The sequence below is a fragment of the Stenotrophomonas sp. VV52 genome (assembly GCF_002893095.1).
Classification (GTDB): Bacteria; Pseudomonadota; Gammaproteobacteria; order Xanthomonadales; family Xanthomonadaceae; genus Stenotrophomonas; species Stenotrophomonas aracearum.
In genome coordinates, this window is the sequence record NZ_PKQQ01000001.1 from 555,265 (window position 1) to 572,779 (window position 17,515).

The following is a 17,515-nucleotide window of genomic DNA, read 5'->3' on the forward strand; positions in this document are numbered from 1 at the left end:
TAGAAGCGATCATGTGAAGATAGTGTCAAGAATGGATCTGAACACGACGCCATCTGTCGCATAACGCACGCATTCACTGTTCGGTTAACATCGAACCCCTTTTCACGCTGGAAGTGTCTGGATGAATGCTGCGCCGACTGCTCGCGACCGCTGGATCTGGCTGGCATCCGCCGGCCTGATGGGCCTGACCATCGGCCTGGAACTGGTGGTGCCGCTGGGCTACGCGGTGTGGCTGACCTACTTCATGGCGGTGGGGATCACGCTGTTCCAGCGCCGCCTGGAGGTACCCGTGCTGGTGGCGGTGGGATCCTGCGTGCTGCTCGTGGTGGGCTACAACCTGGCGCCGGCCAGCACCAATTCGGCGTTCTCCTTCGTCAATCGCACCATTGGGGGCATTTCGTTCCTGTTGATGGCACTGACCGTGGTCAAGGCGATCCAGGCGCGCCGCACCGCCGCCGATGCGCTGTGGCTGCAGGAAGGCGAGAACGATGTGACCGTGAGCCTGCGCGGCGATCCCGAACCGCGCACGCTGGCTGACGCGGCGATGCGTTCGCTGTGCGCTCGCCTCAACGCCGACGTGGGCGCGCTGTACCGGCTGCAGGGTGAGCGCCTGGTGCTGGTGGGCGGGGCCGCACTGCCTGCGCACCTTCCCGAGTCGCTGCCGACCTCGGCCGGGCAGTGGGGCGAGGTGCTGCGCGCCGGCACGCCACGCCGGTTGGAAGAGGGCGAAAGCCCGCTGGAAATCGAAACCGCGCTGGGCCGCACCGTCGTGCACCAGCGCCTGCTCGGTCCTATCACCGCCGACGGCGTGGTGATCGGCCTGATCGAGCTGGGCCGTGCCGGGGCATCCCCGGCACGTTCGCTGGAACTGGACCTGCTGCTGCAGTGCGCCGAACCGGTGGGCATGGCCATGCGCACCGCCCTGCTGCGTGCGCAGCTGGTGGAACTGCTGGAAGAAACCCAGCGCCAGAGCGAAGAACTGCAGACCCAGCAGGAAGAACTGCGGGTGGCCAACGAAGAGCTGGAGGAACAGAGCCGCAGCCTGCTGCATTCGCAGGCCAGCCTGGAACAGCAGCAGGCCGAGCTGGAACAGACCAACGTGCAGCTGGAAGAGCGCACCCACGAACTGGAAGCGCGCCAGCAGGCGCTGCTGATCGCGCAGGGCCAGCTGGTGCAGAACAGCCGCGAACTGGAAGCCAGCTCGCGCTACAAGTCCGAGTTCCTGGCCAACATGTCGCACGAGCTGCGCACGCCGCTCAACAGCGCGCTGATCCTGGCCAAGCTGCTGGCCGACAACAAGGACGGCACGCTGACCGCCGAGCAGGTGAAGTACGCCCAGGCCATCCATTCGTCCAACAACGACCTGCTGGCGCTGATCAACGACATCCTCGACCTGTCGCGGATCGAAGCCGGCCATGTGGAACTGGCCGAAGAGAACCTGGCCGTGCCCAGCGTGCTGCAGCGCCTGAAGGACACCTTCGAGCCGCTGGCCGCGCAGAAGGGCTTGACGCTGGATATCCGCGCCGACGCTGACGCGCCGACCCAGCTGGTGGCCGACGGCCAGCGCCTGCAGCAGATCCTGAAGAACCTGCTGGCCAATGCGATCAAGTTCACCGAGCACGGCAGCGTCTCGCTGGTGGTGCGTGGCAACGGGGCAGGGCGGATCCAGTTCGCAGTGAGCGATACCGGCATCGGCATCGCCCAGGCCCAGACCGAGGTGATCTTCGAAGCGTTCCGCCAGGCCGATGGCAGTACCCGCCGTCGCTACGGCGGCACCGGCCTGGGCCTGTCGATCTCGCGCGACCTGGCCACGCGGATGGGCGGCGATATTTCCGTGTCGAGCGAGCCGGGGCGCGGCAGCTGCTTCACCCTGGAACTGCCGCTGGCCGCTGGCGCCAGCCCCGCACCGCTGGCCGCCGCGCCGGACGTGCGCATGGCGCCGACGCCCAAGCCCGCCGCTGCCGCGCCGCTGTTTGGCACGGGTCACGACGCACCGGTGGCGCCGCCGGGCCCGCGCGTGGTCGACGACCGTGGCCGTCGCAGCCGCGCCGGGCGCATGATCCTGGTGGTGGAGGACGATGTGGCCTTCGCCGAGGCGCTGGTCGGCATGGCGCATGAGCTGGACTTCGATTGCGTGGTCGCGCAGACCGCCGAAGAGGCCCTTTCGCTGGCCGCCGAGCTGCGCCCGAACGGCATCCTGCTGGATATCGGCCTGCCGGACGTGTCCGGCCTGAGCGTGCTGGAGCGCCTCAAGCGCGACCCGGCCACGCGCCACATCCCGGTGCACGTGGTGTCCGGGCTGGAGCGTTCGCAGGTCGCGCTGGAGCTCGGCGCCATCGGCTACGTCATCAAGCCGGCCACGCGCGAGCGCCTGGTCGAGGCGATCCAGCAGCTGGAAGCCACCAACGAGCGCGACGTGCGCCGCCTGCTGATCGTCGAGGACGACAGCGCGCTGCGCTCCAACCTGCAGCTGCTGCTGGGCCGCGACCAGTTGGAGATCACCGCGGTGGGCACGCTCGCCGAGGCGATTGCCGAGCTGTCCGGTTCCACCTTCGACTGCATGGTGACCGACCTGGCGCTGCCCGACGGCACTGGTTACGACCTGCTTGAACACATGGCCGGCAACGAGGCGCTGGGCTTCCCGCCGGTGATCGTCTACACCGGGCGTGCGCTGACCCGCGACGAAGAGCAGCGCCTGCGCCGCTATTCCAAGAGCATCATCATCAAGGGTGCGCGCTCGCCCGAGCGCCTGCTCGACGAGGTGACCCTGTTCCTGCATAGCGTGGAAGCCTCGCTGCCCAGCGACCAGCAGCGCCTGCTGCGCGAAGCGCGCCGCCGCGACGCGGTGCTGGACGGCCGCACCGTGCTGCTGGCCGAGGACGACGTGCGCAACATCTTTGCGTTGTCCAGCGTGCTCGAGCCGCTGGGGGTGAAGCTGGAGATCGCCCGCAACGGCCGCGAAGCGCTGGAGCGGCTCGGCCCGGACATCGACCTGGTGCTGATGGACATCATGATGCCGGAGATGGACGGCCTGACCGCGATGCGCGAGATCCGCCGCGACAACCGCTGGCGCGACCTGCCGATCATCGCGCTGACCGCCAAGGCCATGCCGGATGACCGCGAGCACTGCCTGCAGGCCGGTGCCAACGATTACATCGCCAAGCCCATCGATGTGGACAAGCTGGTCTCGCTGTGCCGCGTGTGGTGCTCGCGTCGATGAACGAGGCCGAGTTGTACGACCTGGAGCTGAAGCTGCTGCTGGAGGCGGTGTACCAGCGCTACCACTACGACTTCCGCGACTACGCGCTGGCGTCGCTGCGGCGGCGCATGCGGCACGCCATGGCACGCTTCGACTGCGACAGCATGGGCGCGTTGCAACACCGGCTGCTGCACGAACCAGACACCTTCGCGCTGGCGATGCAGTACTTCACCGTGCAGGTCTCGGAGATGTTCCGCGACCCCGCGTACTTCCGCATGCTGCGCGAGCACGCCATCCCGGTGCTGCGCACGTATCCCTCGATCAAGCTGTGGATCGCCGGTTGCAGCACCGGCGAAGAAGTGTGGTCGCTGGCGATCCTGCTGCAGGAAGAGGGGCTGCTCGACCGCGCCATCATCTACGCCACCGACATCAACCCCGAGGCGCTGCAGGCGGCCGAAGCCGGTGCGTTCCCGCTGGACCGCCTGGCCCAGTTCAGCCGCAACTACCTGGAGGCCGGTGGCAGCGGCTCGCTGTCGGACTACTACAGCACCGGCTACGGTGGGGTGGTGTTCGACCGCCGGCTCAAGCGCAACATCGTGTTCGCCGACCACAGCCTGGCCACCGATACGGTGTTCTCCGAGGTCCACCTGGTCTCGTGCCGCAACGTGCTGATCTACTTCCAGCGCGCCCTGCAGGACCGCGCCATCGGCCTGTTCCACGAGGCGCTGGTGCACCGTGGCTTCCTCGGCCTGGGCAGCAAGGAGTCGCTGCAGTTCGGCGAGCACGCCAACGAATTCGAAGCCTGCGCGCGCGAGCAGCGCCTGTACCGGAAGCTGGCCTGATGGACGCCGACGCCGTGCAGCCCAACATCGAACTGATCGTGGTCGGCGCCTCCGCCGGCGGCGTGCGTGCACTGCAGGCGCTGCTGGCCGCGCTGCCGGCCGGGCTGCCGATGGCCGTGCTGGTGGTGCTGCACCTGCCGCGCGACCGCCCCAGCCGGATTGCTGACCTGCTCGACCACGGCTGCGCCTTGCCGGTACGGGAAGCCGAGGACAAGCAGGCGCTGGTGCCGGGCACGGTGACCTTCGCGCCGCCGGATTACCACCTGCTGGTGGAGGACCGCGACAGCCTGGCGCTGTCGGTGGACCCGCCGGTGCTGTTCTCGCGCCCCGCCATCGACCCGCTGTTCGAGAGTGCGGCCGATGTGTTCGGCAGTGGCGTGCTGGCGATCCTGCTGACCGGGGCCAGCAACGACGGCAGTGCCGGTGTTGCAGCCGTCCGCGAGGCGGGCGGCCAGGCCTGGATCCAGAGCCCGGACGACGCCTTTTCCCCGATCATGCCGGCAGCGGCGCTGGCCCATGCCGGCGCCGATGCGGTGTTGACCCTAGACTCCCTTTGTTCGCGTATGAAAGGCCTTGCACGATGAACCTGATTGCGCCCACCCCTGCGGCCACCACCGACCGGGTCAACCTGCTGATCGTCGACGACGTGCCGCAGAACCTGGTGGCCATGGAAGCGCTGCTGCGCCGCGACGGACTCGACATCCTGTGCGCGGCCTCCGGTGCGGAAGCGCTGGAACTGCTGCTGGAGCACGAAGTGGCGCTGGCGCTGCTGGACGTGCACATGCCCGAGATCGACGGCTTTTCGCTGGCTGAACTGATGCGCGGTTCGCAGCGCAGCCGCGATGTGCCGATCATCTTCCTGACCGCCTCGCCGAACGACCCGGTGCGCGCGTTCAAGGGCTATGAGAGCGGCGCGGTGGATTTCCTGCACAAGCCGATCGAGCCGCAGGTGATCATGAGCAAGGTCAACGTGTTCATCGAGCTCTACCAGCAGAAGCAGTTGCTGAAGGCGCGCAACCAGGCGCTGGAGCACGCGCTGACGCTCAATGAAACGATGATGGCCGTGCTCACCCACGACCTGCGCACGCCGCTCTCGGCGATCCTGCTGTGCGCGGACAAGCTGGCGCTGGACCTGCCCGATGACCCGTCGGCGCAGCAGACCCTGGTGCACCTGGAGAACAGCGCGGTGCGCATGGCGCGGATGGTGGAGCAGCTGCTCGACTTCTCGCGCATCCGCAGCGGTGGCCTGCGCCTGCAGCAGGTGGCCTGCGACCTGGCCGAGGTGGCGGCGGCGGTGGTCAGCGAGATGAGCCGTGCCCACCCGCAGGCGCACATCGAGCTGCAGGTGGAAGGCGATACCTGCCTGCATGGCGACCCGGACCGGCTGGCGCAGCTGCTCTCCAACCTGGTCGGCAACGCCGTCCTGCACGGGGGCAACGCACCGGTGCAGGTGGTGGTGCGCGGGCTGGCGGGCGACTCGCTGCGACTGCAGGTGCGCAACGCCGGGCAGATTCCCGAGGCGCTGCTGCCGCGCCTGTTCGAGCCGTTCAAGGCCAGTTTCCACGACAGCCGCGGGCTGGGACTGGGGCTGTTCATTGCCCATGAGTTCGCCCGCGCGCATGGCGGGGACCTGGCGGCACGCAACCTGGATGGGGAAGTGGTGTTCGAGACGGGGTTGATGCGGCAAGGCGCCTGACTGACGGGCATGGCCCGTCACTACGGTAAACTGTCCGTATGTCGCCCGCTGCCCGCAAATCGTCCTCGCCGCTGATCGATGCCCAGGTCCATGTGGAAGGGTTCGTGCAGGTGCGCGAGGCGCGGCGCTCGGAGCTGGTGGAAGACTACGTGGAGCTGATCGCCGACCTGATCGCCGACGGCCGCGAGGCCCGCCAGGTCGATATCGCGACCCGGCTCGGGGTGGCACAGCCGACCGTGGCCAAGGCGCTCAAGCGGCTGGTCAAGGAGGGCTGGGCGATCCAGCGCCCGTACCGCGGCGTGTTCCTGACCCCGGCCGGCGAGCAGCTGGCCGTGGAGATGCGTGCCCGCCACCAGACCGTGGAGCGCTTCCTGCTGGCGCTGGGCGTGGACCCGGATTCGGCGCGCCGTGATGCCGAAGGCATCGAGCACCATGTGAGTGAGGCCACCCTGGCCGCCTTCGAGGCCTTCGTGCGCAAGGCCGACGGCCATGGTTGAACGCCTGCCCGCGCCGCCGCCGCTGGGCGTGCCGGTGCACGACCAGGACGAGCACTGGATGCAGCACGCGCTGGCCCTGGCCGAACGTGCCGAGCGTGAGTTCAACGAAATTCCGGTGGGCGCGGTGCTGGTCGGGGCCGACGGCAGCGTGCTGGGCGAGGGCTGGAACCTCAACATCGCCGACCACGACCCCAGCGCCCACGCCGAGATCGTGGCGATGCGCCAGGCGGGCAGGGCGCTGGCCAACCACCGCCTGCTGGGCAGCACCCTGTACGTGACCCTGGAGCCGTGCGCGATGTGCGCGATGGCGGTAGTGCATGCGCGCGTGGCGCGGCTGGTATACGCGGCCACCGACCCCAAGACCGGCGCCTGCGGCAGCGTGTTCGACCTGCTCGGCGATCCGCGCCACAACCACCGCGTTGAACTGCATGGTGGGGTGTTGGCCAAGGAAGCCAGCACGCGCCTGACCAACTATTTCCGCGCCAAGCGCGGCAAACCGCCGCTGCTGCTTCCCTGACCTCGCGCGCGGTATCATCACCCTTTCGTAAAAACGGCTGGAAAACATGGCAGACAACGGCGCAGAAGGCGAACGACTGATCTGGATCGACCTGGAAATGACCGGTCTGGACACCGACAACGACGCGATCATCGAGATCGCCACCGTGGTCACCGACGCGCAGTTGAACGTGCTGGCCGAAGGTCCGGAGTTCGCCATCCACCATCCGGTGGAGCGGCTGGAAGCGATGGACGAATGGAACCGCAACCAGCACCGCCGTTCCGGGCTGTGGCAGCGCGTGGTGGAGAGCCAGGTCACCCTGGCCCAGGCCGAAGCCCAGACCGTGAACTTCCTGGCCCAGTGGATCAAGGCCGGCGCCTCGCCGATGTGCGGCAACTCGATCTGCCAGGACCGCCGTTTCCTGCACCGTGAAATGCCGCGCCTGGAAAAGTACTTCCATTACCGCAACCTGGACGTGTCCACGGTCAAGGAACTGGCACGGCGCTGGGCGCCGACCGTGGCTGCCGGGGTAGGCAAGACCTCCAGCCACACCGCGCTGAGCGACGTGCACGATTCGATCGCCGAACTGCGCCATTACCGCCAGTTCATGGGCGCGCTCTCAGGCCTTCCGGTGGCATAACGGTAGCGCCGGCCGTTGGCCGGCCCCCGGATACTGCCAACGTTCATGAGGGCCGGCCAACGGCCGGCGCTACCGGACATCACGTTCAATCGCGCAGGGTTATAGTCGACGGATGAGCCATATCGTCCGCATCCTGCCGCCGCCCATCGAGGCGAAGATCGTGCCCACCTCCAAGGACTGGGCCGACCTCGAACGGGCGGTGGCGCTGCTCGAATCGCCCACGCTCACCGCCAAGATGGCCAACCTGATCGGCTCACCGCTCGAGTTTGCGGTGAAGAAGCTGCCGCAGTCGGTGTCCAAGCGGATCCACGGCGCGGTCGAGGCGGCACTGTTCAAGTCGGCGCAGGCCGCGCTCTGGAGCATGGACAACACCCCCGGCAAGGAGGCGTCCACGCGCTGGCACAAGGCCGCGGCCGCCGCCACTGGTGCGCTGGGCGGTGCCTTCGGCTTCACCGCGCTGTTCCTGGAACTGCCGGTCTCGACCACGATCATGATGCGTTCGGTCGCCGACGTCGCCCGCAGCGAGGGCTTCGATCTTTCCGAGATGGGCACCCGCCACGCCTGCCTGGAAGTGTTCGCCCTGGGCGGCAACTCGGGCCAGGACGATGCCAGCGAAACCGGCTACTACATCACCCGCGGCTTCACCGCCGAAGTGATGCGCCACCTCTCGGCCGAACTCGCTGGCGCGGCAGTCGGCGGCGGTGGGGTGATGATCGGGCTGACCCCCAAGGAAGCCGGCAAGTGGCTGGCCAAGATCGTCGAAAAGGTCGCCGCCCGCTTCGGCGTGGTGGTCACCGAGAAATTCGCCGCCCAGGCGGTCCCGATCATCGGCGCGGTGGCTGGCGCCACGCTCAACACCATGTTCACCGACTACTACCAGGACATGGCACGCGGCCACTTCATCGTGCGCCGCCTCGAACGCCAGTACGGCTACGAAACAGTGCGCAGCGCCTACAACCTTCTCGCCGGACAGAAGTCGTAGCGACACGCCATGCGTGTCCCTCGTGGTTCATCCGGCGCCCATGCGTCGGCTGCGGATGCTGCACCTGGGACACGCATGGCGTGTCGCTACGTCGCGACCGCCTGCCGACCATTCCCGCGTAGGGACACGCCACGCGTGTCCAGAACTACCCGCGATCATTGCACCCACGGCACAACTGTTTTGCCCTGATGTGGCTGGTCCCTGACCGCCACCATCCCCATCTTTGCCACAGTCTCCCCGCAAGGATCCCCCATGCTCTTCACCCCCTACCGCCTCGGCCCGCTCACGCTGCCCAACCGTATCGTGATGCCGCCGATGACCCGCTCGCGTGCCGCCGCCGGCAACGTCGCCACCCCGCTGATGGCCGAGTACTACGCCCAGCGCGCCTCGGCCGGCCTGATCGTCAGCGAGGGCACCCAGATCAGCCCGCAGGGGCAGGGCTATGCCTGGACCCCGGGCATCCACGACGACGCCCAGGTCGCCGGCTGGCGCGGCGTCACCGACGCTGTGCATGCCGCCGGCGGGCGCATCTTCGCCCAGCTCTGGCATGTCGGCCGCGTCTCGCATGTGGACCTGCAGCCGGGCGGCGCCGCGCCGGTCTCGTCTTCGGCGCTGCAGGCCGAGGGCGTGAAGGTGTTCGTCGATGTCGCCGGCACCGGCCCGCAGGGTGGGGTGGGCGAGATGGTCCAGCACTCCATGCCGCGTGCGCTGGAGATCGCCGAAATCCCGCAGATCGTGCGCGAGTACGCACTGGCCGCCCGCCGTGCGATCGAAGCCGGGTTTGATGGCGTGGAACTGCACGGCGCCAATGGCTACCTGATCAACCAGTTCATCGACTCGCAGGCCAACCAGCGCACCGACGCCTATGGTGGTTCGCTGCAGAACCGCCTGCGGTTCCTGCGTGAGGTCACCGAAGCGGTTGCTGCCGAAGTAGGTGCTGAGCGCGTCGGCGTGCGTCTGGCGCCGTTGACCACCCTGCAGGGCGCAGTGGACGACACCCCGCAGGCGACCTACCTGGCTGCCGCGCACATCCTGGACAGCATTGGCGTGGGCTACCTGCACATTGCCGAAGCCGATTGGGAGGATGCCCCGGTGATGCCGGTGGCGTTCAAGGAAGCACTGCGCATGGTGTATCGCGGCACGTTGATCTATGCGGGCAAGTACACCGTGGAGCGTGCGGAGGAAGCGTTGGCCAAGGGCTGGGCCGACCTGATCGGGTTCGGCCGGCCGTTCATTGCCAACCCGGACCTGCCGGAGCGGTTGCAGCAGGGTCTCGAATTGAACGTTCCAGACAAGGCGACGTTCTTCGGAGGCGCGGAAGGTGGGTTCACCGATTATCCGGTGGCGGATTCCGTGGTGGCGTAACTCCAACAAAAAACCCCGCCTAGGCGGGGTTTTTCGCTATCAGCTGTTGGCCTTCAACTTGGCCAACCGCAGCCAGGTATCGACCACGGTGTCCGGGTTCAACGACACCGACTCGATGCCTTCCTGCATCAGCCACTCGGCCAGGTCCGGGTGATCCGACGGCCCCTGGCCGCAGATGCCCACGTACTTGCCCTTGGCGCGCGCAGCCTTGATCGCCAGCGACAGCAGCTTCTTCACCGCCGGGTTCCGCTCGTCGAACAGATGCGCCACGATCGACGAGTCGCGGTCCAGGCCCAGGGTCAGCTGGGTCAGGTCGTTGGAGCCGATCGAGAAGCCGTCGAAGATCTCCAGGAACTCATCGGCGAGCAGTGCGTTGGACGGCACTTCGCACATCATGATGATCTTCAGGCCATTCTCGCCCTGCTTCAGGCCATTGGCCGCCAGCACTTCGACCACCTTGCGGCCTTCTTCCAGCGTGCGCACGAACGGAATCATGACCCACAGGTTGTCCAGGCCCATCTCGTTGCGCACGCGCAGCACGGCCTTGCACTCCAGCGCGAAGGCAGCCGAGAAGCTCGGGTCGACGTAACGGCTGGCGCCGCGGAAGCCGATCATCGGGTTCTCTTCGTGCGGCTCGTAGTTGCTGCCGCCGATCAGGTTCGCGTACTCGTTGGACTTGAAGTCCGACAGGCGCACGATCACCGGGTTCGGTGCCACCGACGCGGTCAGCGTGGCGATGCCTTCGGCCAGGCGGTTCACGTAGAAGCTCACCGGGTCGGCATAACCGGCGATCTTCTCGTCGATCTTCTTCTTCGTGGCCGCATCCTGGCGGTCGTATTCCAGCAGCGCGTTCGGATGGATGCCGATGTGGCTGGCAATGATCATCTCCAGGCGGGCCAGGCCGATACCGGCGTTGGGCAGCTGGCCGAAGTCGAATGCACGTTCCGGGTTGGCCACGTTCATCATGATCTTCAGCGGCGCCGGCGGCATGTTGCCCAGGTCCGTGGTGGTGCGTTCGAAGTCCAGCTTGCCTTCGTAGATGAAGCCGGTGTCGCCCTCGGCGCAGCTGACCGTCACTTCCTGGCCGTCCTGCAGCACCTGGGTCGCGTTGCCCGAACCAACCACGGCCGGCACGCCCAGCTCACGCGCGATGATCGCTGCGTGGCAGGTACGGCCACCCCGGTTGGTCACGATCGCCGAGGCGCGCTTCATCACCGGTTCCCAATCGGGATCGGTCATGTCGGCGATCAGCACGTCGCCCGGCTGCACGCGGGCCATGTCGTCCAGCGACTTGACCACGCGGGCCACGCCGGCGCCGATCTTGGCACCCACGGCGCGGCCTTCGGCCAGCACTTTGCCGTCCTTCTGGTTCAGCGCGAAACGCTCGATCTGGGTGGCGTGGCCACGCGACTTCACCGTTTCCGGGCGCGCCTGCACGATGAACAGCTTGCCGCTCACGCCGTCCTTGGCCCACTCGATGTCCATCGGGCGGCCGTAATGCTTTTCGATGATCAGCGCCTGCTTGGACAGTTCCTGCACGTCCTCGTCGCTGATCGAGAAGGTGTTGCGCTGGTCAACCGGGGTGTCTTCGATGCGCACGCGCTCACCGGGCACGTCCGAATAGACCATGCGGATCGCCTTGCTGCCCAGCGAGCGGCGCAGGATGGCCGGCTTGCCGGCGTTCAGGGTGGGCTTGTAGACGTAGAACTCGTCCGGATTGACCGCACCCTGCACGACCATTTCGCCCAGGCCGAAGCTGGAGGTCACGAACACGACGTCGCGGAAGCCCGACTCGGTGTCCAGGGTGAACAGCACGCCGGACGAACCCACGCCCGAGCGCACCATCAGCTGCACGCCCGAGGACAGGAACACGTCTTCGTGCTTGAACCCGTGGTGCACGCGGTAGGCGATGGCACGGTCGTTGTAGAGCGAGGCGAACACTTCCTTGACCTTGTGCACGACGTCGTCGGCACCGGTGACGTTGAGGAAGGTTTCCTGCTGGCCGGCGAACGAGGCGTCGGGCAGGTCTTCGGCGGTGGCCGAGGAGCGCACGGCCACGGCCACGTCGCCGCCGCCGTTCTCGTCGCACAGCTGCTTGTATGCGCTGCGGATGTCCTGGTCCAGCTGCGGCTGCAGCGGGGCGTCGATCACCCAGCCGCGGATTTCCTTGCCGGCTGCGGTGAGCGCGGCGACATCTTCCACGTCCAGCGTGGCCAGCTTGTCGAAAATGCGCTTGGAAAGATCGTTGTGTGCGATGAAGTCCTTGAAGGCTTCAGCGGTGGTTGCGTAACCGCCGGGGACAGAAACCCCCAGACCGGCAAGATTGCCGATCATTTCGCCAAGCGACGAATTCTTGCCGCCTACGCGGGCCAGGTCGGCCAGGCGCAGTTCGTGCAACCACAGGATATTCTCGTTCAAGCGCGATGCTCCGTTTGGCCATCGCCCGAGGCGGGCTTAATGGCCACGTCCGTAGGAAGAAGCCGATATGATGCCGGGCAGACCGCCGTCGGCACAAGCTTGTATCGTCGGCCTTTTTCAGCTTCAGAGGGGTTAAGCGCCATATGTCGACGATCCGTCCGGTCTTCTACGTATCCGATGGAACCGGTATCACCGCTGAAACCATTGGGCATAGCCTGCTCACCCAGTTCTCCGGATTCAGCTTCATCACCGATCGGATGTCGTTCATAGACGACCCCGAAAAAGCGCGGGAAGCCTGTGAACGGATCAAGGCGGCGGGGGAGCGCTACCAGGTCCGGCCGATCGTGGTCAGTTCCTGCGTGGACAGCGGCCTGAGCATGATCCTGGCCGAAAGCGGCGGGCTGATGCTCGACGTGTTCGCCCCCTTCATCGAGCCGCTGGAGCGCGAACTGGCGGTCAACCGCCATTCCCGGGTCGGCCAGGCGCACGGCATGGTCGACTTCGAGACCTACCACCGCCGCATCAACGCGATGAACTTCGCGCTGACCCACGACGACGGGATCGCCATCAACTACGACGACGCCGACGTGATCCTGGTAGCGGTATCGCGGGCCGGCAAGACCCCGACCTGCATCTACCTGGCCCTGCATTACGGGGTGCGCGCGGCCAATTACCCGCTGACCGACGAGGACCTGGAGCAGGACCGCCTGCCAGCCCGGCTGCGGCCTTACCGCAAAAAGCTGTTCGGGCTGACCATCGACCCCGACCGGCTGCAGCAGATCCGCCAGGAGCGCCGGCCCAATTCGCGCTACGCCAACCTGGAAACCTGCCGGCGGGAGGTCGCCGCGGCCGAGACCATGTTCCGGATGGAGCGCATCCCGACCCTGAGCACCACCCATACCTCGATCGAGGAGATTTCCAGCAAGGTATTGACCACGTTGGGGTTGCAGCGCGAGCTGTATTGACGGTTGACCGGTGGCAATCCGCCCCCACGTTGAAGGATCAACGTGTAGGATCGAGACATGGCCCAGGCATCGCCCCGCATCGAACGTATTCCCCGGCTCAGCCGCCTGAGCTGGCTGATGGGGCTGTACGCCGAAAACTACCGCCACCTGGTCCGGCTGTTCGAGCCGGCCGACCTGATGCCGGGCAGCTATGTGTCCTCGGTCGGCGACGGGCTGGACGTGCGCCTGGACGTGATCGAGTGCCACCCGTACACCGTGGAACTGCGCCTGACCTACGATTTCGCCGACCCGGTCACCGGGCAGCCGGACCCCTCGGCCTTTGTCCGGCTGTACCGTGACGCCCGCCAGGCCGAGACCACCCACTGCTACGTGGGACGTCGCTGGCAGGACGTGGTCGGCATGTACCCGCCGCCGGCCGAGCTGATCAGCCACCGCATGCGCATGAACACCTTCCTGGGCAAGTGGCTGGAATACCTCGCCGAGCGCGGCCACGGCGTGGCCACCCTGCAACGGGATGGCGACGCCGCCCCCGCACCTTCCGACGCCCGTCGCGCCCAGATAGCCGGTTGACCTGATGCCCTATACCCCGATCGTGGCCACCCTGGGCTACGTGCTGTCCCCTGATGGCCGCCAGGCCTTGATGATCCACCGCAACGCCCGCCCCGGCGACCAGCACCTGGGCAAGTACAACGGCTTGGGCGGCAAGGTCGAGCGCGATGAGGACGTGGCCGCCGGCATGCGCCGCGAGATCCTGGAAGAGGCCGGCATCGAATGCGGCACCATGCGCCTGCGTGGCACCCTCAGCTGGCCGGGGTTCGGCAAGGCCGGCGAGGACTGGTTCGGCTTCGTGTTCGTCATCGACGACTTCACCGGCACGCCGCTGACCTCCAACCCGGAAGGCACCCTGGAATGGGTGGACGTGGACAAACTGGAGACCCTGCCGCTGTGGGAGGGCGACCGCCAGTTCCTGCCGATGGTGTTCGACGCAGACCCGCGCCCGTTCCATGGCGTCATGCCCTATCGTGATGGCGTCATGCAGGGCTGGTCCTATACCCGTCTGTAGGAAAGCCCCGCGTTATCCACAGGGGGTGTGGATGACCGGTGCGTAAGTTTGTGGATAAGACCCGGCAGCGACCATCGCCCATGGCTGTCAAGATGGGTGGAGAAAAATTCACCGCCGGTCAGCGCCGTGTGAGTGCCATGCGAAGGCGCGCCTGTCCGTGAAGGCTGTCGCGGTTTGGCCCGCTCGCGGTACTCTTTCCGTATTGCCGCCACCCGAGCTTCCATGAAACGTCACTTCACGATGCTGCGCGAGTTCCAGCTGGCCGACTGGTTCACCCTGGCCAATGCGTTCTGCGGCACCGGCGCCGTGTTTGCGGCGATGCGCTTCCTGCAGGACGGCGAGCGCAGCTACCTGCTGTTCGGCATGGCGCTGATCCCGCTGGCCTTCATCTTCGACGCGCTGGACGGGCGCATCGCGCGCTGGCGCAAGTCCAGCTCGACCCTGGGCCGCGAACTGGACTCGCTTTCGGACGTGATCTCCTTCGGCGTGGCCCCGGCCGCGCTGGCCTATGCCTGCGGCATGCAGGGCGGCTGGGACTGGCTGGTGCTGAGCTACTTCGTGTGCTGCGGCGTGAGCCGCCTGGCCCGCTACAACGTCACCGCCGAGGCGCTGGCCGGCGAGGGCGACAAGGTGCCGTACTTCGAAGGCACGCCGATTCCGACCAGCCTGGCGCTGGTGGTGGTGCTGGCCGTTGCCGCCAGCATGGGGGCGATCGGTCACGACCTGTGGCTGGGGCGCTGGCAGCTGGGTCCGTGGCAGCTGCACCCGCTGGTGCTGCTGTTCGCCCTGTCCGGGTCGCTGATGATCAGCAAGACCCTGCGCATTCCCAAGCCATGAGCACGGCCGGCAGCGGGCACGACGCGGGCGACTTCGAGGCACTGGCGCGCCAGTACTTCAGCGCCTGGGGCGACGCGCTGCGCCACGCGGCCGCCCCCGGTGCCGGCGGGCCTGGCGCTCCGGGTGGCTGGCAGCAGGCCATCGACGGCTGGGCGCAGCTGATGTCCAGCCCGGGCAACCGGCAGTCGGAAGACGCCGTGCATCGGTTCCGCGAGCAGGCCGGTGGCTGGTACGGCACCATGCAGCAGGTGGCCGCGCAGTTCGCCGGCCAGGACGCCAGCAGTGCCGATATCGCCCAGGCCTGGCGCAACGCGGTGGAAGGGCAGGGCGACGGCCTGTTGAAGTGGATGCTGCAGGGCGCACGCGGGCATACCCAGCCCGGCGGCCCGGACCTGCTGGCGCTGCTGGAACGCCTGCAGCAGGACCTCGGTCCGTGGCTGCAGAGCCCGGCGTTCGGCCCCGGCCGCGAGCATCAGGCGCGCTGGCAGGCGCTGCTGCGCGCCCAGCAGGAATTCCAGGGCCACGCCAGCGACTACGTGGACCAGATCAAAAAGGCGCTGGACGACGCGTTCGCCCTGTTCGAGCAGCGACTGGCCGAGCACGAGCAGCCGGGCAACCAGCTGACCAGTGCGCGCGCGATGTTCGACCTATGGATCGAGGCGGCCGAAGACGCCTACGCCAAGGTCGCCATGTCCGAGCCGTTCCAGAAGGTGTACGCATCGCTGGGCAATGCCCAGATGCGCCTTCGCAGCGCCGCGCAGCAGGAAGTGGAACGGCTGTGCGAAGCGTTCGGCCTGCCGACCCGCACCGAAATGGATGCCGCGCATCGGCGCATCACCGAGCTGGAGCGGCTGGTAAGGCGCATGGCGGCCAAGGCCGCGCCGGAACCGGCCGTAGCGGCGAAGCCGAAGAAGGCGACGCCGAAGAAAGCGACGAGCGCCCGCAAGGCCGCGCCATGAAGGGACCGCTGGGGTTCAACGCCGAAGACCTCCTGCAGGAAACCCTGTCCATGCAGCGCAAGCTGATGGACGGGCTGAAGCTTCTGCCCTCGGTCGAAGACGTGGACTACGGCGCCACCGCGCGCGAGGAAGTCTGGCGCGACGGCAAGGTGACCCTGTACCGCTTCGTCGGCGAAGAAACGCCGGTACAGCGCACGCCGGTGCTGATCGTCTACGCGCTGGTCAACCGCCCGTACATGGTCGACCTGCAGGCCGACCGTTCGCTGGTGCAGCGCCTGCTGGCACTCGGCCACGACGTGTACGTGCTCGATTGGGGCTACCCGGACCGTTCCGAGCGCTACCAGACCCTGGAAGACTACCTGCTGCGCTTCGTCGACGGCGCGGTGGACCATCTGGTCGCGGCCAACGACGGCGCGCCGATCAACATGCTGGGTGTCTGCCAGGGCGGCGTGTTCGCGCTGTGCTACGCCGCGCTGCGCCAGCCCAAGCTGGCCAACCTGATCACCATGGTCACGCCGGTCGACTTCCAGACCCCGGACAACATGCTTTCGCACTGGGCGCGGCAGGTGGACGTGGACCTGCTGGTGGACACGCTGGGCAACATCCCGGCCGACCTGATGAACGCCAGTTACCTGATGCTCAAGCCGTTCCGGCTCAACATCCAGAAGTACGTGGGCCTGCTCGACATCCTCGACGACAAGGCCGCGCTGCAGGATTTCCTGCGCATGGAGAAGTGGATCTTCGACTCGCCCGACCTGGCCGGCGAAGCGTTCCGTGACTTCATCAAGCAGTTCTACCAGGGCAATGGCCTGATGCACGACGGCGTGCGGATCGGCGAAGAACACGTGGACCTGCGCCAGGTCACGCTGCCGGTGCTGAACATCTACGCCGAGCAGGACCACCTGGTGCCGCCGGATGCGTCACGCGCGATGAAGGACCGGATCGGCAGCGACGACTACACCGAGAGCAGTTTCCGCGGCGGCCACATCGGCATCTATGTCTCCGGCCGCGCGCAGCGCGAAGTGCCGGGTACCATTTCGGCATGGCTGGCCGAACGCACCTGAATCCAACCGCGCTGCGCGCGCTGCAGGCACTGGGCGCGGTCTGGACCGTGCCCAATACCCTGATCGGCGTGATCGGCGGTCTGTTCGGCATGCTGGCCGGCGCCCGCCCGTACTGGAGCCGCCGCGACTGCGCGCTGGTGTTCCGCGAGTATCCCTGGGGCCCGGGCGGGGCGATCACCCTGGGCAACGTGATCCTGCACACCGGCCCGCGCCTGGAGGTGCCGTGCCGCACCTACGCGCACCAGGCCGGGCACTGCACCGAGCCGGTGATCTCCCTGCACGACCATGAACGCGCCCACGTCTTCCAGTACCTGGTGCTGGGCCCGTTCTACCTGCCGGTGTACCTGCTGTGCGGCGGGGTCAGCGCACGCAATCCGTTCGAGCGCGCGGCCGACCTGTACGCGCTGAACGGCCACGGCTGGTGGCCCACGCGGCGTCATCTGCATGAAAGCAAAGGTCATTAGCCTCCTGACACACCAGTCAGGTTGGCCA

At 67.2% G+C, this 17,515-nt stretch carries 17 protein-coding genes; 16 read left to right on the top strand and 1 reads right to left on the bottom strand.

Annotation, left to right across the window (positions count from 1 at the left end; translation table 11 throughout):
• Nucleotides 1-121: 121 nt before the first annotated feature.
• The 9 genes from C2U58_RS04945 to C2U58_RS04985 all read left to right on the top strand — a co-directional run bounded on the left by C2U58_RS04945 (nt 122) and on the right by C2U58_RS04985 (nt 9,717).
• Nucleotides 122-3,220, top strand: coding sequence for a response regulator (locus C2U58_RS04945; protein ID WP_102944801.1), 3,099 nt, complete (start codon nt 122-124; stop codon nt 3,218-3,220).
• Nucleotides 3,193-4,041 carry a CheR family methyltransferase gene (locus C2U58_RS04950; RefSeq protein ID WP_171966721.1) on the top strand — a complete coding sequence of 283 codons (849 nt, stop codon included), beginning with the start codon at nt 3,193-3,195 and terminating at the stop codon, nt 4,039-4,041. Before C2U58_RS04945 ends, C2U58_RS04950 begins: the two co-directional genes overlap by 28 nt.
• Entirely contained in the window at nt 4,041-4,625 is a 585-nt protein-coding gene (locus C2U58_RS04955) for a chemotaxis protein CheB (protein ID WP_102944802.1), read from the top strand. Before C2U58_RS04950 ends, C2U58_RS04955 begins: the two co-directional genes overlap by 1 nt.
• On the top strand, nt 4,622-5,737 hold the full coding sequence (locus C2U58_RS04960) for a hybrid sensor histidine kinase/response regulator (protein ID WP_102944803.1): 1,116 nt from the start codon (nt 4,622-4,624) through the stop codon (nt 5,735-5,737). The genes C2U58_RS04955 and C2U58_RS04960 overlap by 4 nt, the downstream gene beginning before the upstream one ends.
• 38 nt (nt 5,738-5,775) lie before the next feature.
• The gene (gene mntR / locus C2U58_RS04965; protein ID WP_102944804.1) at nt 5,776-6,234 is read left to right on the top strand and encodes a manganese-binding transcriptional regulator MntR; all 459 of its coding nucleotides are present in this window, start codon (nt 5,776-5,778) and stop codon (nt 6,232-6,234) included.
• Complete coding sequence (tadA, locus tag C2U58_RS04970; RefSeq protein ID WP_102944805.1) at nt 6,227-6,751, top strand: tRNA adenosine(34) deaminase TadA; 525 nt, start codon at nt 6,227-6,229, stop codon at nt 6,749-6,751. The genes mntR and tadA overlap by 8 nt, the downstream gene beginning before the upstream one ends.
• 46 nt (nt 6,752-6,797) lie before the next feature.
• A complete protein-coding gene (gene orn / locus C2U58_RS04975; protein WP_102944806.1) occupies nt 6,798-7,370 on the top strand; it encodes an oligoribonuclease in 573 nt (190 codons plus the stop codon).
• 112 nt (nt 7,371-7,482) lie between these two features.
• On the top strand, nt 7,483-8,352 hold the full coding sequence (locus tag C2U58_RS04980) for an EcsC family protein (RefSeq protein ID WP_102944807.1): 870 nt from the start codon (nt 7,483-7,485) through the stop codon (nt 8,350-8,352).
• A gap of 252 nt (nt 8,353-8,604) precedes the next feature.
• The gene (locus tag C2U58_RS04985; protein ID WP_102944808.1) at nt 8,605-9,717 is read left to right on the top strand and encodes an alkene reductase; all 1,113 of its coding nucleotides are present in this window, start codon (nt 8,605-8,607) and stop codon (nt 9,715-9,717) included.
• Between the two features lie 39 nt (nt 9,718-9,756).
• Here C2U58_RS04985 and ppsA read toward each other — a convergent pair whose 3' ends face one another.
• Nucleotides 9,757-12,135: a phosphoenolpyruvate synthase gene (gene ppsA / locus C2U58_RS04990; protein WP_102944809.1), complete on the bottom strand. Its 2,379-nt coding sequence runs from the start codon at nt 12,133-12,135 to the stop codon at nt 9,757-9,759.
• Nucleotides 12,136-12,278: 143 nt separating this feature from the next.
• Between ppsA and C2U58_RS04995 the strand changes: the two genes are divergently transcribed.
• The 7 genes from C2U58_RS04995 (at nt 12,279) to C2U58_RS05025 (ending at nt 17,487) form a co-directional block, all read left to right on the top strand.
• Nucleotides 12,279-13,100, top strand: a complete 822-nt coding sequence (locus tag C2U58_RS04995) for a pyruvate, water dikinase regulatory protein (protein WP_070206265.1) — start codon at nt 12,279-12,281, stop codon at nt 13,098-13,100.
• 57 nt (nt 13,101-13,157) lie between these two features.
• Nucleotides 13,158-13,670, top strand: coding sequence for a DUF1249 domain-containing protein (locus C2U58_RS05000; protein ID WP_102944810.1), 513 nt, complete (start codon nt 13,158-13,160; stop codon nt 13,668-13,670).
• Nucleotides 13,671-13,674: 4 nt separating this feature from the next.
• On the top strand, nt 13,675-14,163 hold the full coding sequence (locus tag C2U58_RS05005) for an 8-oxo-dGTP diphosphatase (protein ID WP_070206263.1): 489 nt from the start codon (nt 13,675-13,677) through the stop codon (nt 14,161-14,163).
• A gap of 222 nt (nt 14,164-14,385) precedes the next feature.
• Nucleotides 14,386-15,000 carry a CDP-alcohol phosphatidyltransferase family protein gene (locus C2U58_RS05010; RefSeq protein WP_102944811.1) on the top strand — a complete coding sequence of 205 codons (615 nt, stop codon included), beginning with the start codon at nt 14,386-14,388 and terminating at the stop codon, nt 14,998-15,000.
• The gene (gene phaE / locus C2U58_RS05015) at nt 14,997-15,959 is read left to right on the top strand and encodes a class III poly(R)-hydroxyalkanoic acid synthase subunit PhaE (protein WP_102944812.1); all 963 of its coding nucleotides are present in this window, start codon (nt 14,997-14,999) and stop codon (nt 15,957-15,959) included. Before C2U58_RS05010 ends, phaE begins: the two co-directional genes overlap by 4 nt.
• The gene (phaC, locus tag C2U58_RS05020) at nt 15,956-17,023 is read left to right on the top strand and encodes a class III poly(R)-hydroxyalkanoic acid synthase subunit PhaC (protein WP_102944813.1); all 1,068 of its coding nucleotides are present in this window, start codon (nt 15,956-15,958) and stop codon (nt 17,021-17,023) included. Before phaE ends, phaC begins: the two co-directional genes overlap by 4 nt.
• Nucleotides 17,002-17,487, top strand: a complete 486-nt coding sequence (locus C2U58_RS05025) for a hypothetical protein (RefSeq protein WP_102944814.1) — start codon at nt 17,002-17,004, stop codon at nt 17,485-17,487. The genes phaC and C2U58_RS05025 overlap by 22 nt, the downstream gene beginning before the upstream one ends.
• Nucleotides 17,488-17,515 lie beyond the last annotated feature (28 nt).

What these genes read in the sequence shown, in the direction of transcription:
- C2U58_RS04945 (WP_102944801.1), top strand. Translation starts at nt 122, where the DNA reads ATGAATGCTGCGCCGACTGCTCGCGACCGCTGGATCTGGCTGGCATCC.
- C2U58_RS04955 (WP_102944802.1), top strand. Translation starts at nt 4,041, where the DNA reads ATGGACGCCGACGCCGTGCAGCCCAACATCGAACTGATCGTGGTCGGC.
- C2U58_RS04960 (WP_102944803.1), top strand. Translation starts at nt 4,622, where the DNA reads ATGAACCTGATTGCGCCCACCCCTGCGGCCACCACCGACCGGGTCAAC.
- mntR (WP_102944804.1), top strand. Translation starts at nt 5,776, where the DNA reads ATGTCGCCCGCTGCCCGCAAATCGTCCTCGCCGCTGATCGATGCCCAG.
- tadA (WP_102944805.1), top strand. Translation starts at nt 6,227, where the DNA reads ATGGTTGAACGCCTGCCCGCGCCGCCGCCGCTGGGCGTGCCGGTGCAC.
- orn (WP_102944806.1), top strand. Translation starts at nt 6,798, where the DNA reads ATGGCAGACAACGGCGCAGAAGGCGAACGACTGATCTGGATCGACCTG.
- C2U58_RS04980 (WP_102944807.1), top strand. Translation starts at nt 7,483, where the DNA reads ATGAGCCATATCGTCCGCATCCTGCCGCCGCCCATCGAGGCGAAGATC.
- C2U58_RS04985 (WP_102944808.1), top strand. Translation starts at nt 8,605, where the DNA reads ATGCTCTTCACCCCCTACCGCCTCGGCCCGCTCACGCTGCCCAACCGT.
- C2U58_RS04995 (WP_070206265.1), top strand. Translation starts at nt 12,279, where the DNA reads ATGTCGACGATCCGTCCGGTCTTCTACGTATCCGATGGAACCGGTATC.
- C2U58_RS05000 (WP_102944810.1), top strand. Translation starts at nt 13,158, where the DNA reads ATGGCCCAGGCATCGCCCCGCATCGAACGTATTCCCCGGCTCAGCCGC.
- C2U58_RS05005 (WP_070206263.1), top strand. Translation starts at nt 13,675, where the DNA reads ATGCCCTATACCCCGATCGTGGCCACCCTGGGCTACGTGCTGTCCCCT.
- C2U58_RS05010 (WP_102944811.1), top strand. Translation starts at nt 14,386, where the DNA reads ATGAAACGTCACTTCACGATGCTGCGCGAGTTCCAGCTGGCCGACTGG.
- phaE (WP_102944812.1), top strand. Translation starts at nt 14,997, where the DNA reads ATGAGCACGGCCGGCAGCGGGCACGACGCGGGCGACTTCGAGGCACTG.
- phaC (WP_102944813.1), top strand. Translation starts at nt 15,956, where the DNA reads ATGAAGGGACCGCTGGGGTTCAACGCCGAAGACCTCCTGCAGGAAACC.
- C2U58_RS05025 (WP_102944814.1), top strand. Translation starts at nt 17,002, where the DNA reads ATGGCTGGCCGAACGCACCTGAATCCAACCGCGCTGCGCGCGCTGCAG.